Origin of the sequence: Pseudomonas sp. EZ-C24 (assembly GCF_014525325.1) — a bacterium.
Lineage (GTDB): Bacteria > Pseudomonadota > Gammaproteobacteria > Pseudomonadales > Pseudomonadaceae > Aquipseudomonas > Aquipseudomonas shirazensis.
Window position 1 is genome coordinate 33,496 of record NZ_JACDIU010000020.1, and the last position, 21,765, is coordinate 55,260.

Sequence of the window (21,765 nt, forward strand, 5' to 3'; positions counted from 1 at the left end):
GTAGGAACAAATCGTATTTAGCGCTAGACTCACATCCCGTAACAAGCAGCTGGAATCGAGTGAACACAGGCGTGCTCTGCGGGTCAAAAAATTACCATCCGTAGCGGCCGAGGGGCCCCCGATCCAGCCTCGTTTCCGGTATACTTCGCGCCCCCCGAAAGGGCGAGCTGACGACAAGATTTCCAGCGCCCTGGCCCCTCGTTCGAGGACAGGCCAGGCGCTGAGCCAGACACCTTTAAATGTGACGAGAGCACGCTCTCAGCGCCCGCCGTAACGCCTTGTGGGCATTGCGCTGTACAGGCATCACTTGAAAATCCAACCGGTTGCCGCGCGCAACCCTCTAGCAGGAGCCATGACATGCTGAGCTGGGACGAATTCGACAAAGAAGACGACGAACTTGCCGTAAAAAACAGCACCCCGGCGCAGGCCAAAGCCGCCGCCACCCTCGACAAGCTCGACAGCGCCGGTGGCGCCGCCGCCCTTGAAGCGCGTGCTGCCACGGCTGCCGACTCGGACGCGGTCAAGCGTGCCAAGGCTGCCCTGGACGACCTCGACATCGCCGAAGGCCTGGCTGAACTGGAAGGCTCCGCGGCCCGCGTTGCGGTCGACGAGAAGCGCATGATCAACTGCCGTGCCGACCTCAACCAGCTGGTACCGTTCAAGTACGACTGGGCCTGGCAGAAGTACCTCGACGGCTGCGCCAACCACTGGATGCCGCAAGAGGTCAACATGACCGCCGACATCGCCCTGTGGAAAGACCAGGACGGCCTGACCGAAGACGAACGCCGTATCGTCATGCGCAACCTCGGCTTCTTCTCCACTGCCGACTCGCTGGTTGCCAACAACCTGGCCCTGGCCGTGTACCGCCTGATCACCAACCCCGAGTGCCGCCAGTACATCCTGCGCCAGGCCTTCGAAGAGGCGATCCACACCCACGCCTACCAGTACTGCATCGAGTCGCTGGGCATGGATGAAGGCGAGATCTTCAACATGTACCACGAGATCCCGTCGGTCGCGAAGAAGGCTGCCTGGGGCTTGAAGTACACTCGCGCCATCTCCGACCCGGAATTCAACACCGGCACCCCAGAAACCGACAAAGAACTGCTGCGCAACCTGATCGCCTACTACTGCGTTCTGGAAGGCATCTTCTTCTACTGCGGCTTCACCCAGATCCTGTCGATGGGCCGTCGCAACAAGATGACCGGTGTTGCCGAGCAGTTCCAGTACATCCTGCGTGACGAGTCGATGCACCTGAACTTCGGTATCGACGTGATCAACCAGATCAAGATCGAGAACCCGCACCTGTGGGATGCGGCGATGAAGGAAGAAGCCACCCAGATGATCCTGCAAGGGACCCAGCTGGAGATCGAATACGCTCGCGACACCATGCCGCGCGGCGTGCTGGGCATGAACGCAGCGATGATGGAGGACTACCTCAAGTTCATCGCCAACCGTCGTTTGACTCAGATCGGCTTGAAGGAAGAGTACCCAGGCACCACCAACCCGTTCCCGTGGATGAGCGAGATCATGGACTTGAAGAAAGAGAAGAACTTCTTTGAGACGCGGGTGATCGAGTATCAGACTGGTGGGGCGTTGAGCTGGGATTGATCTTGGTGAAGCCCTGAAACGGGCTGTCAGCTGGATTATTGGGGCCGCTTTGCGGCCCCTTTGCTTAATCTGTCGTACGATGTCTGTCGCAACTCCAAACACCCCGCACCAGAGCCCTCGGGCGCGTATCATCCCCTACCCCGCCGCTGAATCCCGCCTAACACCCCATTGACAAGCTTTTTCCCCGCCGTTAATAATCCGCAAAGTCGTACGACAACACACAACAAAAACAACAATTCAGTGAAGCCCCTATGACGATCTCAGCCCTCCTCCACGCTGTTCGCCTTCGCCGTCCTCTTCAGCCCAGCACTGCCCGCGGCAGCTAGCCTTCGCGCGCAGGCTCGAAACCGTTTGGCCTGACCGGCCTCGCCTACCCCCGCCACTGCCGCTGGCCGCTTGCACGCGCCTGGCATACGGAAAGCTTTACCCTCAGGGAGCACAACAATAATGAAAATCCGCCAACATCTTCCCCTCGCGCTGTTCAGCGCAACCGCCCTCGGTGCATTGCCGCAGGTGAGCTTTGCCGCAGGTTTCATGGAGGACGCCAAGGCCACGCTGGGCCTGCGCAACTTCTACATCAACCGCAACTTCGTCGACCCGGCCAACCCGCAGAGCAAGGCCGAGGAATGGACCCAGAGCTTTATCCTCGATGCGCGCTCGGGCTTCACTGAGGGGCCGATAGGCTTTGGTGTGGATGTGCTGGGGATGTGGTCGGTCAAGCTCGATGGCGGTGGCGGTACCTACGGCACCGGGCTGCTGCCGCGGCATGATGATGGCCGGCCGGCAGATGACTATGGCCGCCTTGCAGTGGCGGGCAAGGCGCGGATCTCCAAGACTGAGTTGAAGATCGGCGAGTGGATGCCGGTGCTGCCGATCCTGCGCTCGGACGACGGTCGTTCGCTGCCGCAGACGTTCCGCGGCGGTCAGGTGACGTCCAACGAGATCGCCGGGCTGACCCTGTACGGCGGTCAGTTCCGGGGCAACAGCCCGCGTAACGACGCGAGCATGGACGACATGATCTACGGCGGCGCTGCCTCGGACCGCTTCAACTTCGTTGGTGGTGAGTACAAGTTCAACCAGGACCGCACCTTGTTCGGGCTGTGGAACGCGGTACTCAAGGACGTCTATCAGCAGCAATACCTGCAGGTCAGCCACAGCCAGCCGGTCGGCAGCTGGACTCTGGGCGCCAACCTCGGTTACTTCCAGGGTGAAGACGACGGCGCCAAGCGCGCGGGCGAGCTGGACAACAAGACCTACTCAGGGATGTTCTCGGCCAAGGTCGGCGGCAACACCTTCTATGTCGGCCTGCAGAAGGTCAGCGGCGATACCTGGATGCGGGTCAACGGCACCAGTGGCGGCACCCTGGCCAACGACAGCTACAACGCCAGCTTCGATAACGCCAACGAGCGTTCGTGGCAGGCGCGGCATGACTTCAACTTCACCACTGTCGGCGTCCCTGGGCTGACCCTGATGAACCGCTACATCAGTGGCCGCGAGGTGCACAGTGGAGCGGTTACCGATGGCAAGGAGTGGGTGCGTGAGTCGGAGCTGGCCTATGTGATCCAGAGCGGTACGTTCAAGGACTTGAGCATCAAGTGGCGCAACTCGACCATTCGCCGCGACTTCAGCAGCAACGAGTTCGACGAGAACCGTTTGATCTTCAACTATCCGTTGTCTCTGCTGTAACAGCGGTTTATGGGGTGTCAGTGCTGGCCTCTTCGCGGGTGAACCCGCTCCCACAGGGGTCGCTGGGAGCCTGTGGCAGTGACAAAAACAGACACGGCAAGCATTGACAACCTTGCGAATCACTACCGATAATCCAGCACAGTCATACGACAACCTACAACAACTCAAAACAAACGAGCTTGCCATGACTATCACACCGTTCAAGCGCCTGCTGCTCACCGGAGCCGCAGGCGGCCTCGGCCAAGTGCTTCGCGAGCGCCTCAAGGGCTACGCCGAAGTACTGCGCCTCTCCGACATTGCAGCAATGGCGCCCGCCACCAGTGCTCAGGAAGAAATCGTCGAATGCGACCTGGCCGATAAGGCCGCCGTGCACCAGTTGGTCGAAGGCGTCGATGCCATCTGCCACTTTGGCGGTGTTTCGGTCGAGCGGCCTTTCGAAGAAATCCTCGGCCCAAATATCTGCGGCGTGTTCCACCTCTACGAGGCGGCGCGCAAGCATGGGGTCAAGCGGATCATCTTCGCCAGCTCTAACCACACCATTGGCTTCTACCAGCAGGACCAGCAGATCGACGCTCGTGCGCTGCGGCGCCCGGACGGCTACTACGGGTTGTCCAAGTGCTACGGCGAGGACGTTGCCAGCTTCTATTTCGATCGCTACGGCATCGAGACCGTCAGCATCCGCATCGGCTCGTCGTTCCCCGAGCCGCAGAACCGGCGGATGCTCAGCACCTGGCTGAGCTATGACGACCTGACCCAACTGATCGAGCGCGGCCTGTTCACCGAGAAAGTCGGCCACACCGTGGTCTACGGCGCCTCGGCCAACCGTGACGTGTGGTGGGACAACCGCCATGCCGCGCACCTGGGCTACCAGCCGAAGGACTCCTCCGAGGTGTTCCGCGCCAAGGTCGAAGCGCAACCAGCGCCAGCCGCCGATGACCCGGCGATGGTGTATCAAGGTGGCGCGTTTGTCGCTGCCGGGCCATTCGACTGATTCACCACGCGCAAGGAGGCTGTCTACCGTGAACTACGAACTGATCGTGGATGCGCGCAATGCCACTGGCGAAAGCCCGGTGTGGGATGTTGCCGAGCAGGCGCTGTACTGGGTCGATATCCCTGCCGGCCAGCTGCACCGCTGGACGGCCGCAGATGGCGCTCATCAAAGCTGGCAAGCGCCGCAGATGCTCGCCTGCATCGCCCGCTCGGCCAACGGCAGCTGGATTGCCGGGATGGAGGATGGCGTTTATGCGCTGACTGCCAATGCCCAGGGCAAGCTCGACAGCCGCCTGCTGAGCGCGGTTGAACATGGCGCCAAGGGCATGCGCTTCAATGATGGCCGCTGCGACCGCCAGGGTCGCTTCTGGGCCGGCAGCATGCTGATGAACATGCAGCAGGCGGCGCCGCTGGGTGCCCTGTATCGGTACGACGGCGAGGGCCGGCCGCTGCACCTGCAGCTGGACCAGATGATCGTGCCCAACGGCCTGGCGTTCAGCCCGGACGGCACGCGCATGTACCTGTCCGACTCCCACCCCGACGTGCAGCGCATCTGGCAGTTCGACTACGACATCGACACCGGCACCCCGCACAACCAGCGCCTGTTCGTTGATATGCGCGGCTTCCCGGGACGGCCTGACGGCGCTGCCGTGGATGCCGACGGCTGCTACTGGATCTGCGGCAACGATGCAGGCCAGGTGCACCGCTTCACTCCCGATGGACGACTGGACCGCTCACTCAATGTGCCGGTGAAAAAGCCGGCGATGTGCGCCTTTGGCGGGCGCAACCTGGACACCTTGTTCGTGACCTCGATCCGCCCCGGCGGCGACCTGCACGATCAGCCGCTAGCCGGTGGCGTGTTCGCCCTGGACGCGGGCGTGCAGGGCCTGCCAGAAACAGCCTGGCGCGGCTGAACCGAATCCCGCTGCACCCGTGCGATACCCAAATAATAACAACACTGGAGCGTCACCATGGTCTTCAAACGCAAGTTGCTTCTGGCCGTATTCCCGTTGGCGATCTGCCTCTCCGGCACCGCCTCGGCGCTGGATATCAAGTTCGCCGAGATCCATCCGGCCGGCTACCCGACCGTAGTTGCCGAGCAGAACATGGGTAAAAAACTCGAAGCCGCCAGCAATGGCGAGATCACCTTCAAGATGTTCGCCGGTGGCGTGCTCGGCTCGGAGAAGGAAGTCATCGAACAGGCGCAGATCGGCGCGGTGCAGATGACCCGGGTCAGCCTCGGTATCGTCGGCCCGGTGGTGCCGGATGTAAACGTGTTCAACATGCCGTTCGTGTTCCGCGATCACGAGCACATGCGCAAGATCATCGATGGCGAGATCGGCCAGGAGATCCTCGACAAGATCACCAATTCCGAATTCAACCTGGTCGCCCTGGCCTGGATGGATGGCGGCACGCGCAGCATCTACACGAAAAAACCAGTGCGCAAGATCGAAGACCTCAAGGGCATGAAAATCCGTGTGCAGGGTAACCCGCTGTTCATCGACATGATGAACGCGATGGGCGGCAACGGCATTGCCATGGACACCGGCGAGATCTTCAGCGCCTTGCAGACCGGGGTGATCGACGGCGCGGAAAACAACCCGCCGACCCTGCTCGAGCACAACCACTACCAGAGCGCCAAGTACTTCACCCTGACCGGCCACCTGATCCTGCCTGAGCCGGTGGTGATGTCCAAGACCACCTGGGAAAAGCTTACGCCTGAGCAGCAGACCCTGGTGAAGAAAGTCGCCCGTGAAGCGCAGATGGAAGAGCGTGCGTTGTGGGACGCCAAATCGGCCGCCAGTGAAGAGAAGCTCAAGGCTGCCGGGGTGGAGTTCATCGTGGTCGACAAGAAGCCGTTCTTCGACGCCACTGCGCCAGTGCGGGAAAAGTACGGCGCGCAATACGCCGATCTGATGAAGCGTATCGCCGAAGTCCAGTGACCTGCGGCTCCCTCCCCAGCTAGATGCGGCTGCACGGCTACGTGCAGCCTCGGTGGTGCTTTATGAAAACACTTGTGTTGCGTGTCAACGATACCTTGTACAGCGGTTGCATCTGGGTGGCGGGGCTGTCGATCCTGACCATGACGCTGATCATTCCCTGGGGCATTTTCGCCCGTTACGTGCTCGGCAGCGGCTCGAGCTGGCCGGAGCCGGTGGCGATCCTGCTGATGGTGGTGTTCGCCTTCATCGGCGCGGCCGCCAGCTATCGGGCCGGTGCGCACATGGCGGTGACCACGGTTACCGACCGCCTGCCACCGGCACGCCGCAAGGCTGCAGCACTGCTGGTGCAGGTGTTGATGCTGCTGGTCTGCGCGTTCATGACCTTCTATGGCATCAAGCTGTGCGTGACTACCTGGAACCAGTTTCTCGCCACCCTGCCGTCGATTCGTGTGGGCATGACCTACGCGCCGATCCCGGTCGGCGGGGCGATCACCCTGCTGTTCGTGCTGGAAAAACTCTTCTATGGCGATCAGAGCCATCGCCAGGTGATGCGCTTCGATGTCGTCGAAGAAAGCGAAGGAGCTGCATAAATGGATGCGTTCATTTTGTTGGGCAGCTTCATCGCCCTGATCCTGCTGGGCATGCCGGTGGCGTATGCGTTGGGCCTGGCCGCTCTGGTCGGGGCCTGGTGGATAGATATTCCACTGCAGGCAATGATGATTCAGGTTGCCAGCGGGGTTAACAAGTTCTCGCTGCTGGCGATTCCGTTCTTCGTGCTGGCCGGCGCAATCATGGCCGAGGGTGGCATGTCGCGGCGGCTGGTGGCGTTTGCCGGGGTGCTGGTGGGGTTTGTCCGTGGCGGCCTGTCGCTGGTCAATATCACCGCCTCGACCTTCTTTGGCGCGATCTCCGGTTCGTCGGTGGCCGACACCGCATCGGTCGGTTCGGTGCTGATCCCGGAGATGGAGCGCAAGGGCTATCCGCGTGAGTTTTCCACGGCGGTGACCATCAGTGGCTCGGTGCAGGCACTGCTGACTCCGCCCAGTCACAACTCGGTGCTGTACTCGCTGGCGGCCGGCGGCACGGTATCGATTGCCTCGCTGTTCATGGCCGGGGTCATGCCAGGGCTGTTGATGAGCGCGGTGTTGATGGGCCTGTGCCTGATCTTCGCCAAGCGCCGCAACTACCCCAAGGGTGAGGTGATCCCGCTGCGCCAGGCGCTGAAAATCGCCGGTGAAGCGCTGTGGGGCCTGATGGCGATGGTGATCATCCTAGGCGGCATTCTGTCCGGGGTGTTCACCGCGACCGAGTCGGCGGCGATTGCCGTGGTCTGGTCGTTCTTCGTGACCATGTTCATCTACCGCGATTACAAGTGGCGCGACCTGCCGAAGTTGATGCACCGCACGGTGCGGACCATCTCGATCGTGATGATCCTGATCGGCTTTGCCGCAAGCTTTGGCTACGTGATGACGCTGATGCAGATCCCGTCGAAGATCACCACGCTGTTCCTGACCCTGTCGGACAACCGTTACGTGATCCTCATGTGCATCAACTTCATGCTGCTGCTGTTGGGCACGGTGATGGACATGGCGCCGTTGATTCTGATCCTGACGCCGATCTTGCTGCCGGTGATCACTGGCATCGGCGTCGACCCGGTGCATTTCGGCATGATCATGCTGGTCAATCTGGGCATTGGTTTGATCACGCCGCCGGTGGGCGCGGTGCTGTTCGTTGGCTCGGCCATCGGCAAGGTCAGCATCGAGGCGACGGTCAAGGCACTGCTGCCGTTCTATGTGGCACTGTTCCTGGTGTTGATGGCAGTGACCTACATCCCGGCTATCTCGCTGTGGCTGCCGAGCGTGGTGCTGTAACTGTGACAGGCGGGCCTGCGGGCCCGCCCTCCCCCTGCAAATGGATTTGTGCACATGGCTGTCGCCTCCTCTTCGAATACCTCACTCTTCCCGCGCAAGCTGGCGGTGGCGCTGTTAGCGCTGCTGGCTTGTGCCTTTGCCGGCAACCACATCGCCGCGCGGATCGCCTTTGATAACGACACCGGCGTGCTGCTGGCGATTCTGTGTCGCTCGGGCATCACCCTGCTGGCGTTGGCGGCGCTGGTGCTGTGGCAGCGCCAGTCGCTAGGCCTGCCCGCAGGTTCGCGACGCTGGCAACTGCTGCTGGGCCTGCTGATTGCCACCCAGAGCCTGTGCCTGTACTCGGCGGTGGCGCGGATCCCGGTGGCGCTGGCGCTGCTGGTCGGCAACACCTTCCCGATTCTGTTGGCGCTGCTCAGCTGGGCCCTCGGCGGGCCGCGACCGACGCGGCGCACCGTGCTGCTGATGGGGCTGATTCTGCTCGGTCTGGTGCTGGCGCTGGATGTGCCGTCACGCCTGGCCGACAGCGCTGAGGCCAACCCGGACTGGACCCTCGGCGTGAGCCTCGCCTTCTGCGCTGCCTGTGTGTTTGCCTGTGCGTTGTGGATCACCGATCACAAGCTGGCCGGCGTACGCGGGCCGGTGCGTAGCTTGCTGACCCTGATGATCGTGTTCGCCAGCATGCTGGTGGCCGGGGTCGGCGGCTGGGTGCCGGCGGGCTTGTCGCTGCCCAGCAGCAGCGCCGGCTGGATCGCTCTGGCCAGCCTGGTGGTGCTGTATGGCGTGGCGTTTACTCTGCTGTTCGTCTGCGTGCCGCGGCTGAACATGGCGCAGAACGCGCCGGTAATGAATATCGAGCCGATTGCCACGCTGTTGCTGGCCTGGGCCTTGCTCGATCAACGCCTGAGCGGCATGCAGTTGATCGGTGGCGCGGTGGTGGTCTGCGGGATTGTACTGCTGACCTATCGGCGCTCGGCCTGATCACCGTGTTTGCACCTGGAGCTTGCTGAATGGCTTTATTCGAACTGCATCTTGAAGACCGTCTGACACGCCTGAGCCTGGCCCCGGAGCTGGGCGCCAGCCTGGTCAACTGGCAGGTCAAGGACAGTGGCCAGGCGTTGCTGCGCCATAGCGATCAAGCGGCGCTGGACAGCGCTACGCCAAGGCGCCTGGGTTGTTATCCGCTGGTGCCGTGGTCCAATCGCATCGACAGCGGTGGCTTTGCCCGGCCTGATAGCTGGCTGGCATTGGCCGCCAACACCGAGCACTCGCCCTACGCGATCCATGGCAGTGCCTGGCAGCAACCTTGGGTGGTGACTCATCAAGGCACTGATCATGCTTGCCTGACGCTGGACAGCGAGCTGCCTTTTGCCTATCGGGCGGTAATGCATGTCAGCCTCGACGAGGGCTGCCTGAGCCTGGATCTGCAGGTTACGCATCTGGATGAATTGCCCTGCTGGCATGGGCTTGGGCTACACCCGTACTTGCCTCGCCATGCTGATACCTTGCTGCTGGCACCGGCGCGTCAGGTATGGGTAGGCGATGAGGGTTGCTTGCCATCGCGTCAGGTTGAAATCCCGCCCGAATGGCGCTTCGGGCAGTTGAGTGAGCTGCCAACGACAGTTGTCGATCACGCCTTCAGCGGCTGGCAGGGCGAGTGCACGATTGTCCAGCCGGCAGCCGGCTATCAATTACGCTGCAGCGCCAGCGGAGCCGACCATTACCTGTTGTTCTGTCCGCAGGACCAGCCGTTCTTCTGCTTCGAGCCGGTCAGCCATCCGATCAATGCGCACCATTTGCCTGGGCGCCCAGGCTTGCGCCTCCTGCACAAAGGCGAGCACGTCAGCCTGGGTTTCAGAATGCAGTATCAAGCGCTCAATTGAGGTAGTGGTGCGCGCGAAGGTTACTCGCCAGCCGGTCGATGAACGCCCGCACCTTGGTCGAGCCGTATTTGCTTTCGCGGTGCAGCACATGGATCGGCCACGGCACTTGCTCGTAATCCTCGAGCACCACCTGCAAGCGCCCCGCCGCCAGCTCCGCTGCCACTTGATACGACAGCAGCCGCGCGATGCCCAGACCTGCCGTGGCGGCGACGATTGCCGCGTCGTTGCTGGTCACCGTCAGCCGGGGCTTGATCCGCACCTGCACAGGCGCCTGCTCAGGGCCAAACGTCCAGTCCAATCGCGGTGACACGCCGCTGGCTGCGATCATCGTATGCTCGGCCAGCTCGGCGGGATGCTGCGGTTTGCCGTGGCGCTGTAGATACTCAGGCGAAGCGCACAACAACCTGCGCACCTGGCCGACGCGCACAGCCTTCAGCCCCGAATCGGGTAATGGCCCGATGCGCACGGCAACGTCCATGCCCTCCTCCACCAGATTGACCACCCGATCGAGAAAGTAGGCAGACACGTCCACCTCAGGGTAAGCCTGCAAGTAGTCAACGATGCACGGCATGACAAAGGCTTTACCGAACAGCAGTGGCGCGGTCACCGACAGATTGCCTTTGGGTGCGGCGTTGATCCCGGCCGCCGCCTCGTTGGCCTCGTGGATACTGGCGAGGATATTGCGACTGTCTTCCAGGTAGCGGCTGCCGGCCTCGGTCAGGCGCACATTGCGCGTGGTGCGCTGCAGCAGCTTGACCCCGAGCGCCTCTTCCAGGGCACTGACCGCCCGCGTCACTGCCGCCGGCGACAGGCCGAGCTTGCGCGCCGCTGCGGCAAAGCTTTCCAGCTCACCCACCGCAATCAGCACCTTCATCAGATGGATCTGATCCATGCCCCGCCCCCGTATCAATCCTGCTGCGATTATTCCCGGGGCGGGCGGCTGATCACAAGGGCGCATCGATCAAAGATCCAGCACCAGCGGCTGGCCGCCGTCATCTGCCGGTACAGCGCAGCAGATCAGCACGCTGCCGCTCTCGGGCAGCTCGGCGGGCGGCTGCGGGTAATGCACCTGGCCGCTGACAATGCGCGTCTTGCAGGTGCCGCAGGAACCGCCACGGCAGCTGAACTCAGGCGTCAGCCCGCGGCGCTCGGCCAGTTCCAACAGGCTGCCGGAGCCAGGCGTCCAGCGCGCCTCCTTGGCCGAGCCGGCAAAATGCACCGGTACCGGCTGACTGGCTGCAGGTGGCTGCTGCAGCGCAGGCTGAGCACCGTCGCCGTGACGAGTCAGCGTCGACGGGCCAAAGGCCTCGGCATGGATGCGCGCGTCCGTCACGCTCAACCGGCGCAGGCCGTCATAGATATCCTGGGTGAAGCTGGCCGGGCCGCAAACGTAGAAGTCGTAGTCATCCAGCGCCAGGCGCGCTTTGATCTGCTCGATGCCCAGCCGACCGGCCATCTCGAAGTCCTGGCCAAGTACCGCTTGAGCTTCGGGCTGGCTGAGCGCTCGGCACAGGTGCAGGCGATCGCCGGCCTGCTGTTGCAATGCACTCAGTTCCTGGCCAAATGGCAGCTCGGCCAGGCTACGGGCGCCCTGGAACAGATAGATCGACCGCCTTGCACTGAGCGCCAGCTGCTCGCGCAGCATCGCCAGCAGCGGTGTAATGCCGACCCCTGCTGCGATCAGCACCAATGGTCGCTCGCTACTGCTGTCGAGCTTGAAGCTGCCCATCGGTTGGCGCACGTGCAGCACATCGCCGACGCCCACCTGCTCATGTAGGTAGCGCGAAGCTGCGCCCTGCTGCTTGACGCTGATGCGCAGGTAGCCGTCCGAGGGCGCGCTGGACAGGCTGTAGGTGCGGATCACGGTGGATTGCGCATCAAGCGGCAAGCGCAGTGGGATGTGCTGCCCAGGCGCGAAGGTTATTGCTGAGCCGTCTGCGGGTTGCAAATAGAACGAGCGGATATCACGACTCTCCTGCTCGACCCTGCTCACCCGCCAGCCGAGCCAGTCCTGCTGGCGCTGAGCCTGTTGCAGGCGTTGCTGCGCTTCAGCCCAGGTGCCAGTGGCCAGGCTGGTTGGCGCATAGGCCTCGAAGTCCCAGCGCAGCGACACTGCCGCGGGGCGTCGTACTACCTGCTCGACCTCCAGTACCCACAGCCGCTCGGCGCCTTCGAATGCCTCGGTCAGCGGGCTGTCCAGCAGCAACTCGGTGCGCCCTGACAGCTGCAGCACGTCGCCACTGACATAATCCACGAACAGCAAGCCGGCGCGTGGATTGACCAGTAGATTGCCCAGGGTATTGAAGTGCAGGTTGCCAGCGTAGTCCGGGATGGTCAGGCGATTGCCCTCGACCTTGACGAAGCCGGCCCGCCCGCCACGGTGGGAAACATCCACCGAACGCTGACCGTCGGCATGCTCGACATAGCTGGCGACGAACAAGGTGTCGGCGGCTTCGATCAGTGCTGTGGCACATGCGTCCAGCGAGGTCGCGTCCTCGCGGGGCTGCGCGCCCCCTTCGACACGCCGATAGTTGCGCAGCTGGATATATTGTGGGCAATTGCCGAAGGCGTGCTCGACCTGCACGTCAATTTGACCAGCTAGCGCCGTTTGAATCACGCCATTGATACGGTTGCGCCGACGCGTGTGCAGCTCGATGCCGAGCATGCCAATCGCCTGCCCGGCGGCCAGCCCAGCGGCGGCTGGATCATCCTTGGCAAGCTTGGCGGCCAGGCGCAGCTGACGCGGATCAGGCGAACTGACAAAGCCGTCCGCTCCTTCGATCAAGGTCGCCCAGGGCCGGCCCTGAGGGTCAACGCTGGCGGCAATCATGAACGGCAGTTGCTGGTAGAACTGGCGGTGCTGGTCGGGCATGTAGTCACGAATGACCTTCTGCCCGAACACTGCCATCCGCTCGGCGACGCCGGCCTTTTCTTGCAGGGCTCTCTCGCCGGCGTGCCAGGGCGAGCTCGGCTTGGATTGCGTGTGCATGACGGCGTCCCTCGAAGGCGCGGGCCAGATCAGTCGGCGCTGTGCAGGCCAGCGGCAGTGCGCGGCATGGCGACAAAGCCGGGCAGCGCTTCGATGCGGGCCAGCCAGGCGCGGACGTTGCCGTACGGCTCCAGCGACACATTGCCCTCGGGGGCGTGGGCGATGTAGGAATAGTTGGCGACGTCGGCGATGGTCGGGCTGGTGCCGGTCAGGAAGGGTTGGGTGGCCAACTCCTGGTCGATCACGGCGAGCAGGTTGTGCGCGCGGCCGATCACTTCCTCCGCATTGAAGGAAGCGCCGAAGACGGTAATCAACCGCGCCGCAGCGGGGCCAAAGGCCAAGGGGCCGGCGGCAACCGACAGCCAGCGCTGCACCTTCGCCGCGGCCAGAGGTTGCTCAGGCAGCCAGTTACCCTGATCGTAGGTCTTGGCCAGGTACACGAGGATGGCGTTGGAGTCGGCGATGACCGTACCGTTATCGTCGATCACCGGGACCTGGCCGAACGGGTTGATGGCGAGAAACGCGGGCTGCTTGTGCTCGCCCTTGGCCAGGTCGACGAAGATCAGTTCAGTCGGCAGGCCGAGCAACGACAGCATCAGCTCGATGCGGTGGGCATGGCCGGACTTGGGGAAGTTGTAGAGCTTGATAGGGGCTGGCATTGTCCTGACTCCGTGGTGGGTGGATGACGCAGACAATCCTGCGCCCATCCGCCAGCCAATAGAATCAGTGCCCGTGACAATCCATAATTTCGCCAGGCGAAATAATCGTTCAGTTGCTCACGGGCCTGCCGCACACCTTGGGCATTAGTGGCGATGTTGCTTCTGGTAGCGATACAAGCCACGCGCGGCGTCGATCACCAGTGGCACGCAGGCCTGAAGTTCATCGAAACTCATCGAGTCGAGCAGTTCGAAGTTGTCTTCCAGGCCATGCAAGGAAATGGCCTTGAGCAAGGCGTCCTGCTCTGGGGGCAGCTCGCCCCACTGCGCGACTTGCGTGCCGCGCATGTAGCCGAAGCACCACTCTTCCAGAATGATCGCTACGCCCTCTTCGCCTTCACTCTCTTCGAACAACGGCTCGAAATCATCCAGCTGTTCGGCCAACTCCGCGGCCACGTCGTTGCAATAGCGCAACATCAGCGCGGTGTAGGCTTCTTCATGGGCTGGACGCTTGAACTTCGGCACCTTGCCGCCGCTAACTGCCGGCAACCACTGCTCAGGGTTGACCTTGACCGGGGAACTGGCCAGTGCGGTGAAAAAGCCATTGAGCTCGGCCAGGTTCAGCACCGAGAAATCGTTGCCGTAGGTGATCAGCAAATCTTCGAGGCGGGCGAGTTCTTTTTCTTCAAGACGGGGCAGCATGGTTCGGTGGATTCCTGCACTACGGGATATGCAGGCACCCTAGCATAGCTAGCCGGCTTTGGTGGCAGGTTGCAGTGTGTGCCGCCACAGCCGGCGTCGCTCAGTACTGACCCAGATGCTCCTCGAGGGCTTGTTCAAGACCACAGCCGAGGAGCAGCCAGAGCAGAATCCGGCATTTGCGCGGGCACAAGCGCCCGGCCATCAGCATCCGTTTGCTGCGCAGGTCAATCTCGCCGCCGACAAAACCATAGGTGGCAGTGGCCGTCGGCCCGCTGCCGGTGCGCGTGGCGATCACCACCGGTATCTGTTCGGCGATCCTTTGCAGTGCCTCGGCCCAGCTTGCCGATACGTGGCCGGCACCGAAGCCGGCTACCACCAACCCTGCATAGCCGAGCTTGGGCAGCGCCTCCAACAGACCGGTGTCGGCATCCAGGCTCGCTTCCAACAGCGCGACGGTATGGCCACGATTGGTGGGTAATGGCAAGACACTACGGGCAGCACCAGGCTGGCGATATACCGGCTTGCCCTCCAGCAGATAACCGTCACAACCATCACCCGGCGAGGCAAAGGCCGCCATCGCCAGGCTAGCGACCTTGCGCACTTTGGCAGCGCTGTGGATTTCATCATTGATGACCACCAGCACACCGCGCCCGCGACTGCTTGCTGCCAACCCGACCTGAGCTGCGGCGAGCAGATTGGCTGGCCCATCGGCGCCCGGCTGGCTGGCCGAGCGCATCGCGCCGGTCAGCACCAGCGGGGTTGGCGATGACCACAGCAAGTGGAGGAAATAAGCCGTCTCCTCAAGCGTATCGGTGCCCTGGGTAATGACCACGGCCTGGGCGCCCTGCTCTACCTCAGCTTGCGCCCAGGCGAGTACTTCGAACAGTTGCGCAAAGCCCAGTGACGCGCTTGGCAGCAAGCACAGGGTGGCCGTTCGCAGCTCGGCCAGCTCCGCCAATTGCGGGACTACCGCCAACAGGCCCAGACAGTCGAGCGTAGGGGTGACGCCTTGCCCTGGTGCCGCCGCCTGCATGCTTACGGTGCCCCCCAGGCTGCCAACCGAGAGTACTGCTCGCTTGCTGATGTGAGTCATCCTGCTTCTCCTGCAATCAAACTGAGCAACGGCACTATCGCCAATGTGCAGATCGCCATCGACAGCACGTTACCGATATAGCCGTGCATATAGCTCGGCAGCCGGGAACTGATCGCGACCGCCAGCGGCGGCGCGAAAAGGGCGCCGAGGCTGGCGCTGAGGAGCATGACCTGCCAGCTACCGCCCAGAGTCAGCAGCGCGGCTGGCACCACCGAAACGATAGGAATGTAAGTTGGATACCAGCCGCGTGCAATCCACTGTCGCCGCCACAGCAATACGCCCAGCAACGAAGCCAGCGCCTGGGCTGCGACCATTTCCAATACCAGCATTGAGCCATACGCCGCGGCTGCAGGCGCCAGTACATGAGCCAGCAGAACCCCAAGCAGGAGGCCAAGGCTGGCCCACTCATTGCCGAAGAACGGTGCTTCGCTGAAATCAGCCAGCACCCGGCGCAGCGTCCAGAGCACGCCATGGTCAGGTTTGGCGTTGATGGCCGGAGTATCGTTCAGAGCAGAATTGCGGCGCTCTCCCAACAGCCCCGGGAAGCGTTTGTACAGAATAAACGCCACTGCGCTGGCCAGCGCCATGCCCAGCACATTGCCAACCACTACCGGCAGCTGCAGCGGGTAACACACATAGTTGACCAGCAGCAGGCTGGCAGGCGTGACCAATACCGCGCCCAGCAGTGCGCCACTGAGCGCTACCCGCCAACCACCTCCAAACAGCAGCACCATCGCCGCCGGCAATGAGACGAAAGCGACGAAGGTGGGTTGCCAGTCGCCGCTGGCCAGCGTCCACCCCCACAGCACATGGCTTAGCAGCAACCCCAGCAGCGAGCTGAGCAACAGCCATGGCCATAAACCGGTGCCGTAGCAGATCGCGAAACCCTGCCAGCGGCGCCCGTTTCGATGTGCCCAGTGGCCAATCCCGGCGCCCAGTAACAGGCCAAGCGCTAGCAACTCGTGCTTGTAGAAAGCGACTTCACTGATGTCGCCGACAATCCAGCGCAGGTAACTGATGGGCTGCTCTAGCGTCGACGCAACCTGCGCGTAAGCGGGCCAGTCGGCGATCAGCACCAGCGCCACCAGCACGCCGGCCAGCCCGATCAGGAGCAGTTCCAAGGCACCGCTGGGCGATGCCGATCGAGTACGGTTCATCACCCCTCCTCAGCGCGGCAGCGCTGGATGCAGGCGATAACCGAGGGTCTCATCGTAGAGATCGGTGCGGCGGTCGCGAGGCAAGTCATTGAGGCTGTTCCAGATCGGCGCACTACGCGCAGCACTCAGGTCGACGTCGGCATAGACGATGCACTCAGCCTCGGCCTCGGCAACCTGGCCGATGGGCCAGCCGTTGGTACCGGCAATCAACGAACAACCGAGAAAGCGTCCGCCACGCTCTTTGCCGATGCGGTTGGCCGCGGCGATATAGACATTGTTGACGTGGGCTGCGGTCATGGTCAGGTAAGACGCCATGCAGCGCCCGGCATCATCGAACAGCGGCGGCGGCGTCCACACCCAGTTGTTCAGGCTGCAGATGATATCCGCTCCCTGCTGCGCCATCAGCCTGGGTACTTCGGGGAACCAGATATCCCAGCAGATCAACAGGCCGATACGCCCGATGGGGGTCTCAAACACCGGAAAGCCGAGGTCCCCCGGTGTGAACCAGAGCTTCTCCTGATTCCACAGGTGCGCCTTGCGATAGTGCCCGAGCAGGCCATCGGGGCCGAACAGCACGGCACTGTCATATAGCTTGAGGCCATCACGCTCGGCGAAGCCAGAAGCCAGATAGACCTGATGCTTGCGGGCGAAGTTGCTCCACGCCTCAAGGCTGCGACCGCCGTGCAGAGGCTCGGCATGGGCATAGGCCTCGGCGCGGGTATGGAAGGTGTAGCCGGTATTGGCCAGCTCGGGCAGCACAATCAGCGTGGCACCTTCGCGCACGGCCCGGCGAGCCAAGGCCAGGCCTTTGCTCAGGTTGCCGTCACAGTGTTCGAGACCCACTTGCGGGTCGTACTGGATGACAGCAATGCGTACCGGGCTAACGGCATTGGGGGTATGGGGCATGGTGGCTTCCTTGTTGTGGTTATGGGAAGGAGGCCAGTAAAGCGGGGATGGCAAAGTTTCCGACAGCCAGGCGGCTCCGGCAAAATCGTAGGAAAAATCTACGGCGTAGGCAGGAAGCAGACAGGGTCCCTGCCCCGCTCCGGCTCAGCTTTGCAGTTGGTAATGCGGATAATCAGCCAGGGTGAAGCCGCCGTTGAATACTGCACCGCTGCGCTCGCAGATATTGATCACCGCGTCGATGGCAGTGCGCAGGCATGGTTCGGTCCAGCCGGCATCGACTGAAAACGATTCCCCGACGAGATACAGCCCGGAACCAGCTCCGAGATCGCGATTGTATTTCATCAAGCTGACGGCGTCGTAATAGGTCCCGGCTCGGTATAGTTTGGCGCAGCCCAGCGCATTACTATCTGTTACCCAGTGTTGAATCTGGATGTTGCTGGCATCGACGTAGGGCGATATCGGCTGCTGGATATTGGTGCAGCGCATTAGGATCCTGTCGAGCTCGGCCAGGCACTTGTGCCCAAGCTCAACATCTGTGAAAGCCGCCAGTTTGGTCGCATCGTCCTCCCAGGTGTAGCTCAGCAGAATGCAGTCTTGGGCATAGTGAGCGTTGTAGCGATATGCGTAGACATCGTGGACGAAACTGTCGGTGACCAGGATCTGCGGGATCTTGCAGCCCTCGTCGAAGAAGCGCTTGCTCAGTGGCGCGTAGACCTTGCAACTGGTCTCCCAGTGAGCAGTCTTCCAGGCCTTGATGATGCGCTGGGGTAACTCTGCAGAGCTGAACCCCTGGAGTTTGATATTGGTCTCGATCAACCATGACGGAAGGGTAACGATCACGGCGTCATAGTCACCGCTTCGTAATTGCTCGTTGTGGGGGCTACTGTGGTGCCAGCGGTAATCGACCCTGATACGGCCATCAGCCAACTTGCGTAGCCCACAGACGGCGCTGTCGGTAAGCAGACCATCTTCACGCGCAGCGAGATGGGCATACAAGGATTTATCGGACTGCTCGATGGGCATGAACAACAGACATTCATCCAGCGCCGCCAACCCGAGATAGCGCGGCCCCTGAAACATCAGCTCGCTGCTGTCAGGCAGCGCGGGCCGGCCCAACCAAGGCGCAGCAAGAGGTACACCCCGTTCATCTACCCGACCGTGAACCAATTGCAGGTGACTACTAAAGCCAAAGATGGCTGTACGTAGCGGGTACAGGCAGCAGACGTCATAAAACGCGCCCCAGCTGCCGTCGCCGATGCCGATGGAATAGAAGATGGCCGACTCATCGGCATCCATGCCCAGCCCGCCGAAGTCCCCTGGATTATCTTCACGCCATAGCTCTAGAGCTGGCAGGCGAACCAGATCCCTGAAGGACAGTTGATAGTAGCGAGCGACAATTGCAGCCCAGAATTTTTCCCAGGCGACGGTCCCGTAGACCCCGGCAACGCGCTCGGCGAGTTGCTCGGCAAAACGCTTCCACTTGCCCTGAACAGTTTGCAGGCGAGCTGTAGGGGGCGGCGATTCGCCGGTTGGGTTTCGCCAGACCAACAGCGTTGGCTCAGCGCTGTCGTCAAATTGCCCTTCTTCCAGGTAAATACCTGTACTCGTTACCCAGGGAGTGCCCGGATTTGGAAAGTCCGAGAGATGCAGATCGAACAGGCTGGTGTAGTACGCAATTAGCGAACGGCCGTCTCTGGGCGACTCACCGGTGCGGTTGAAAAATGGCATGCGCATGGCACCCATTTCGAATGGGGTCGAGGGTTGCGGGTGTGGCTGAGTCGCACTAGGTATGGTCAGGTGTCTGCCACCGACGCGCTGGGCCTGTTCGATCAGGGTGATATTGCTGAAGCCGCAGCGCAGCAGCTCTCTGGCCGCGGTAAGCCCGGTGACGCCTGCACCGACAATACAAATGCGCTGATCCTTCTGAGTTGCCTGAGCGACACCGCCTTGCTGTTCAACCAATCGGCGATAGTCAAAACACAGGTCTGGTGGATTGGGAAAGCGTGCAGCCCAAGGTTGAGCCGGAAGCGCTGGCTCTACGGCGAGATCTGCGGGATGGTTGTGGGTAGATCCAATGGTCATTGCCTCAGTCCTTCGAAGTAATCGAAGGGCAAGCTTGAGGCTACAGCAGCTTTACTTGGCGGGATGTAATTACCACGCGGTCAGCATTTTAATAGGGCCTGGCGTGCGATATCAGCTGCAAGGCCATTTCAGCACAAAGCCGCTCCTGCACGGAAATACAGCTGTTGAGGCTGCACTTATCCAGCAGAAGCGGCTTTGTACATATAGGCCCTGATTGACCTAAGCGTTACACCGCCAGCGCGCGCTCACGCAGCTCGCTGTTGAGGATGCGGTCGTTCTCGCTGTAGTCGACCGGGCAGTCGATCACGTGCACGCCTGGGGTCTTGATGCAGTGCTCGAGCAGCGGCAGGAAGCCTTCGGCGCTTTCTACGCGGTGGCCATTGGCACCATAGGCTTCGGCGTATTTGACGAAGTCGGGATTGCCGTAGTCCAGGCCGTAGTCGGTGAAGCCCATGTTGGCCTGCTTCCAGCGGATCATGCCGTAGCCGTCGTCACGCAGGATCACCACGGTGATGTGCATGCCCAGGCGTACCGCGGTTTCCAGTTCCTGGCTGTTCATCATGAAGCCGCCGTCGCCGCACACGGAAATCACCGGGCGGTCCGGGTAGACCAGGTGCGAGGCCATCGCCGATGGCAGGCCGGCACCCATGGTTGCCAGGGCATTGTCGAGCAAGACGGTGTTGGGCTTATGCGCCTTGTAGTTGCGGGCAAACCAGATCTTGTAGATGCCGTTGTCGAGGGCAACGATGCCTTCGGACGGCAGCGCGCGGCGGATGTCGGCGACCAGGCGCTGCGGGTATACCGGGAAGCGGTCGTCGTCGGCGCCTTCGGCGATCTGTGCTTCGTTGGCCTCGCGAATGGTCAGCAGACGGGTGAAGTCCCAGTGGCTGGTATCGGTCAAGGCTTCGCCGATCTGCCAGACGGCGTTGGCGATGTCACCGATCACTTCGATCTGCGGGAAGTACACCGCATCGACTTCGGCAGAGCGGAAGTTGATGTGGATGACCTCGGTGCCGCCACGGACCATGAAGAACGGTGGCTTCTCAATGACGTCGTGGCCGATGTTGATGATCAGGTCGGCAGCTTCGACGGCGCGATGGACAAAGTCTCCCGACGACAGCGCGGCGTTGCCGAGGAAGCGAGGGTGGCGCTCGTCGACCACGCCTTTGCCCATCTGAGTGGTGATGAAAGGAATGCCGGTCTTGTCGATCAGTTGCTTGAGGACCTTGGCGGTCATCTTGCGGTTGGCACCGGCGCCGATCACCAGGATCGGGCTGCGCGCGTTCTGCAGCTTCTCGACAGCGGCTTCGACGGCCTTGTGCTCGGCCAGCGGACGGCGGCTCAGGCTTGGCGGGATCGGCATGCTGTCGGTTTGCTCGGCAGCGATGTCTTCAGGCAGCTCGAGGTGCACAGCGCCGGGCTTTTCTTCTTCCGCCAGGCGGAAGGCTTCGCGCATGCGTGCTGGGATGTTGTCGGCCGAGGCGAACTGGTGGGTGTACTTGGTGATGGGTGCCATCATGCCGCACACATCGATGATCTGGAAGCGGCCCTGCTTGGACTTCTTGATCGGCTTTTGGCCGGTGATCATCATCATCGGCATACCGCCCAGGTAGGCGTAGGCACTGGCGGTCACCAGGTTGGTCGCGCCAGGGCCGAGGGTCGACAGGCTGACGCCGGTCTTGCCGGTCAGACGGCCATAGGTGGCGGCCATGAAGCCTGCGGATTGCTCGTGGCGAGTCAGTACCAGCTTGATCTTCGACTTGCGCAGGGATTCGAGCAGGTCGAGGTTTTCCTCGCCAGGGATGCCGAATACATACTCGACACCTTCGTTTTCCAGGCATTGCACAACGACATCGGCGGCCTTAGCCATCTTGCTTGTTACCTCAAGTAATTGGACGCCGGGGACGTCCAGGACGGTCAGCACAGGGGTGCTGAAAGAGTCTTTGCACAGGCGCAAGGTGCCCGTGGGTTAAGTCTTGACGTTGAGGGTGCAGGAGAAAGTCACGTCATCAAAGTGCAATATTGTCGCACCTTCGAGGTGGGATATGTCGAGGCGTTTGGCAGGGAGGTAGATTTGGGTGCCAGATGCAGCCGCAGTTTTCCGAATCGCGGAAAAGACAAAACCCCTACCTGCTCGCGCAGATAGGGGTTTTGCGAAATGAATCTTGACGATGACCTACTCTCACATGGGGAGACCCC

The 21,765-nt window shown here is 62.0% G+C and carries 18 protein-coding genes; 9 read left to right on the top strand and 9 right to left on the bottom strand.

Features of this window, described 5'->3' with window-relative positions; all coding sequences use genetic code 11:
• The first annotated feature begins 357 nt into the window (after nt 1-357).
• From IDM28_RS17300 to IDM28_RS17340, 9 genes are all read left to right on the top strand, one after another.
• Nucleotides 358-1,608, top strand: a complete 1,251-nt coding sequence (locus IDM28_RS17300; RefSeq protein ID WP_181108957.1) for a ribonucleotide-diphosphate reductase subunit beta — start codon at nt 358-360, stop codon at nt 1,606-1,608.
• Nucleotides 1,609-2,055: 447 nt separating this feature from the next.
• Nucleotides 2,056-3,294 (top strand): OprD family porin, encoded by a 1,239-nt coding sequence (locus IDM28_RS17305; RefSeq protein WP_186701624.1) that lies wholly within the window; start codon nt 2,056-2,058, stop codon nt 3,292-3,294.
• A gap of 184 nt (nt 3,295-3,478) precedes the next feature.
• A complete protein-coding gene (locus IDM28_RS17310) occupies nt 3,479-4,285 on the top strand; it encodes an NAD-dependent epimerase/dehydratase family protein (RefSeq protein ID WP_188036548.1) in 807 nt (268 codons plus the stop codon).
• A 28-nt stretch (nt 4,286-4,313) separates the two neighbouring features.
• A complete protein-coding gene (locus IDM28_RS17315) occupies nt 4,314-5,198 on the top strand; it encodes a glucurono-1,5-lactonase (protein WP_181108946.1) in 885 nt (294 codons plus the stop codon).
• 57 nt (nt 5,199-5,255) lie between these two features.
• Complete coding sequence (locus IDM28_RS17320) at nt 5,256-6,227, top strand: TRAP transporter substrate-binding protein (RefSeq protein ID WP_188036549.1); 972 nt, start codon at nt 5,256-5,258, stop codon at nt 6,225-6,227.
• A 62-nt stretch (nt 6,228-6,289) separates the two neighbouring features.
• On the top strand, nt 6,290-6,817 hold the full coding sequence (locus IDM28_RS17325) for a TRAP transporter small permease (protein WP_101321778.1): 528 nt from the start codon (nt 6,290-6,292) through the stop codon (nt 6,815-6,817).
• Entirely contained in the window at nt 6,818-8,098 is a 1,281-nt protein-coding gene (locus IDM28_RS17330) for a TRAP transporter large permease (protein ID WP_101321779.1), read from the top strand.
• 54 nt (nt 8,099-8,152) lie between these two features.
• The gene (locus tag IDM28_RS17335; RefSeq protein ID WP_101321780.1) at nt 8,153-9,079 is read left to right on the top strand and encodes an EamA family transporter; all 927 of its coding nucleotides are present in this window, start codon (nt 8,153-8,155) and stop codon (nt 9,077-9,079) included.
• Nucleotides 9,080-9,108: 29 nt separating this feature from the next.
• On the top strand, nt 9,109-9,981 hold the full coding sequence (locus IDM28_RS17340; protein ID WP_150573419.1) for an aldose 1-epimerase: 873 nt from the start codon (nt 9,109-9,111) through the stop codon (nt 9,979-9,981).
• Here IDM28_RS17340 and IDM28_RS17345 read toward each other — a convergent pair.
• From IDM28_RS17345 to IDM28_RS17385, 9 genes are all read right to left on the bottom strand, one after another.
• The gene (locus IDM28_RS17345) at nt 9,974-10,873 is read right to left on the bottom strand and encodes a LysR family transcriptional regulator (RefSeq protein WP_150570954.1); all 900 of its coding nucleotides are present in this window, start codon (nt 10,871-10,873) and stop codon (nt 9,974-9,976) included. The genes IDM28_RS17340 and IDM28_RS17345 overlap by 8 nt on opposite strands.
• Before the next feature lie 69 nt (nt 10,874-10,942).
• Nucleotides 10,943-12,970: a pyridoxamine 5'-phosphate oxidase family protein gene (locus tag IDM28_RS17350; protein WP_188036550.1), complete on the bottom strand. Its 2,028-nt coding sequence runs from the start codon at nt 12,968-12,970 to the stop codon at nt 10,943-10,945.
• A 29-nt stretch (nt 12,971-12,999) separates the two neighbouring features.
• A complete protein-coding gene (locus IDM28_RS17355) occupies nt 13,000-13,629 on the bottom strand; it encodes a glutathione S-transferase family protein (RefSeq protein WP_150570956.1) in 630 nt (209 codons plus the stop codon).
• A 144-nt stretch (nt 13,630-13,773) separates the two neighbouring features.
• The gene (locus tag IDM28_RS17360; RefSeq protein WP_150570957.1) at nt 13,774-14,328 is read right to left on the bottom strand and encodes a UPF0149 family protein; all 555 of its coding nucleotides are present in this window, start codon (nt 14,326-14,328) and stop codon (nt 13,774-13,776) included.
• 100 nt (nt 14,329-14,428) lie between these two features.
• On the bottom strand, nt 14,429-15,421 hold the full coding sequence (locus IDM28_RS17365) for an asparaginase (protein ID WP_150570958.1): 993 nt from the start codon (nt 15,419-15,421) through the stop codon (nt 14,429-14,431).
• The gene (locus IDM28_RS17370) at nt 15,418-16,578 is read right to left on the bottom strand and encodes a hypothetical protein (RefSeq protein ID WP_188036551.1); all 1,161 of its coding nucleotides are present in this window, start codon (nt 16,576-16,578) and stop codon (nt 15,418-15,420) included. The genes IDM28_RS17365 and IDM28_RS17370 overlap by 4 nt, the downstream gene beginning before the upstream one ends.
• A 9-nt stretch (nt 16,579-16,587) precedes the next feature.
• The gene (locus tag IDM28_RS17375) at nt 16,588-17,484 is read right to left on the bottom strand and encodes a nitrilase family protein (RefSeq protein WP_150570960.1); all 897 of its coding nucleotides are present in this window, start codon (nt 17,482-17,484) and stop codon (nt 16,588-16,590) included.
• A 144-nt stretch (nt 17,485-17,628) separates the two neighbouring features.
• Nucleotides 17,629-19,566 (bottom strand): FAD-dependent oxidoreductase, encoded by a 1,938-nt coding sequence (locus IDM28_RS17380; RefSeq protein ID WP_150570961.1) that lies wholly within the window; start codon nt 19,564-19,566, stop codon nt 17,629-17,631.
• A 226-nt stretch (nt 19,567-19,792) separates the two neighbouring features.
• Nucleotides 19,793-21,436 carry an acetolactate synthase large subunit gene (locus IDM28_RS17385; RefSeq protein ID WP_101321786.1) on the bottom strand — a complete coding sequence of 548 codons (1,644 nt, stop codon included), beginning with the start codon at nt 21,434-21,436 and terminating at the stop codon, nt 19,793-19,795.
• Nucleotides 21,437-21,765 lie beyond the last annotated feature (329 nt).

Excerpts from the sequence above, each read along its gene's own strand:
- IDM28_RS17340 (WP_150573419.1), top strand. The coding sequence starts at position 9,109 with ATGGCTTTATTCGAACTGCATCTTGAAGACCGTCTGACACGCCTGAGC.
- IDM28_RS17355 (WP_150570956.1), bottom strand. The coding sequence starts at position 13,629 with ATGCCAGCCCCTATCAAGCTCTACAACTTCCCCAAGTCCGGCCATGCC.
- IDM28_RS17370 (WP_188036551.1), bottom strand. The coding sequence starts at position 16,578 with ATGAACCGTACTCGATCGGCATCGCCCAGCGGTGCCTTGGAACTGCTC.
- IDM28_RS17385 (WP_101321786.1), bottom strand. The coding sequence starts at position 21,436 with ATGGCTAAGGCCGCCGATGTCGTTGTGCAATGCCTGGAAAACGAAGGT.
- IDM28_RS17335 (WP_101321780.1), top strand. The coding sequence starts at position 8,153 with ATGGCTGTCGCCTCCTCTTCGAATACCTCACTCTTCCCGCGCAAGCTG.
- IDM28_RS17345 (WP_150570954.1), bottom strand. The coding sequence starts at position 10,873 with ATGGATCAGATCCATCTGATGAAGGTGCTGATTGCGGTGGGTGAGCTG.
- IDM28_RS17305 (WP_186701624.1), top strand. The coding sequence starts at position 2,056 with ATGAAAATCCGCCAACATCTTCCCCTCGCGCTGTTCAGCGCAACCGCC.
- IDM28_RS17320 (WP_188036549.1), top strand. The coding sequence starts at position 5,256 with ATGGTCTTCAAACGCAAGTTGCTTCTGGCCGTATTCCCGTTGGCGATC.
- IDM28_RS17310 (WP_188036548.1), top strand. The coding sequence starts at position 3,479 with ATGACTATCACACCGTTCAAGCGCCTGCTGCTCACCGGAGCCGCAGGC.
- IDM28_RS17380 (WP_150570961.1), bottom strand. The coding sequence starts at position 19,566 with ATGACCATTGGATCTACCCACAACCATCCCGCAGATCTCGCCGTAGAG.
- IDM28_RS17350 (WP_188036550.1), bottom strand. The coding sequence starts at position 12,970 with ATGCACACGCAATCCAAGCCGAGCTCGCCCTGGCACGCCGGCGAGAGA.
- IDM28_RS17375 (WP_150570960.1), bottom strand. The coding sequence starts at position 17,484 with ATGCCCCATACCCCCAATGCCGTTAGCCCGGTACGCATTGCTGTCATC.
- IDM28_RS17365 (WP_150570958.1), bottom strand. The coding sequence starts at position 15,421 with ATGACTCACATCAGCAAGCGAGCAGTACTCTCGGTTGGCAGCCTGGGG.
- IDM28_RS17330 (WP_101321779.1), top strand. The coding sequence starts at position 6,818 with ATGGATGCGTTCATTTTGTTGGGCAGCTTCATCGCCCTGATCCTGCTG.
- IDM28_RS17360 (WP_150570957.1), bottom strand. The coding sequence starts at position 14,328 with ATGCTGCCCCGTCTTGAAGAAAAAGAACTCGCCCGCCTCGAAGATTTG.
- IDM28_RS17325 (WP_101321778.1), top strand. The coding sequence starts at position 6,290 with ATGAAAACACTTGTGTTGCGTGTCAACGATACCTTGTACAGCGGTTGC.
- IDM28_RS17300 (WP_181108957.1), top strand. The coding sequence starts at position 358 with ATGCTGAGCTGGGACGAATTCGACAAAGAAGACGACGAACTTGCCGTA.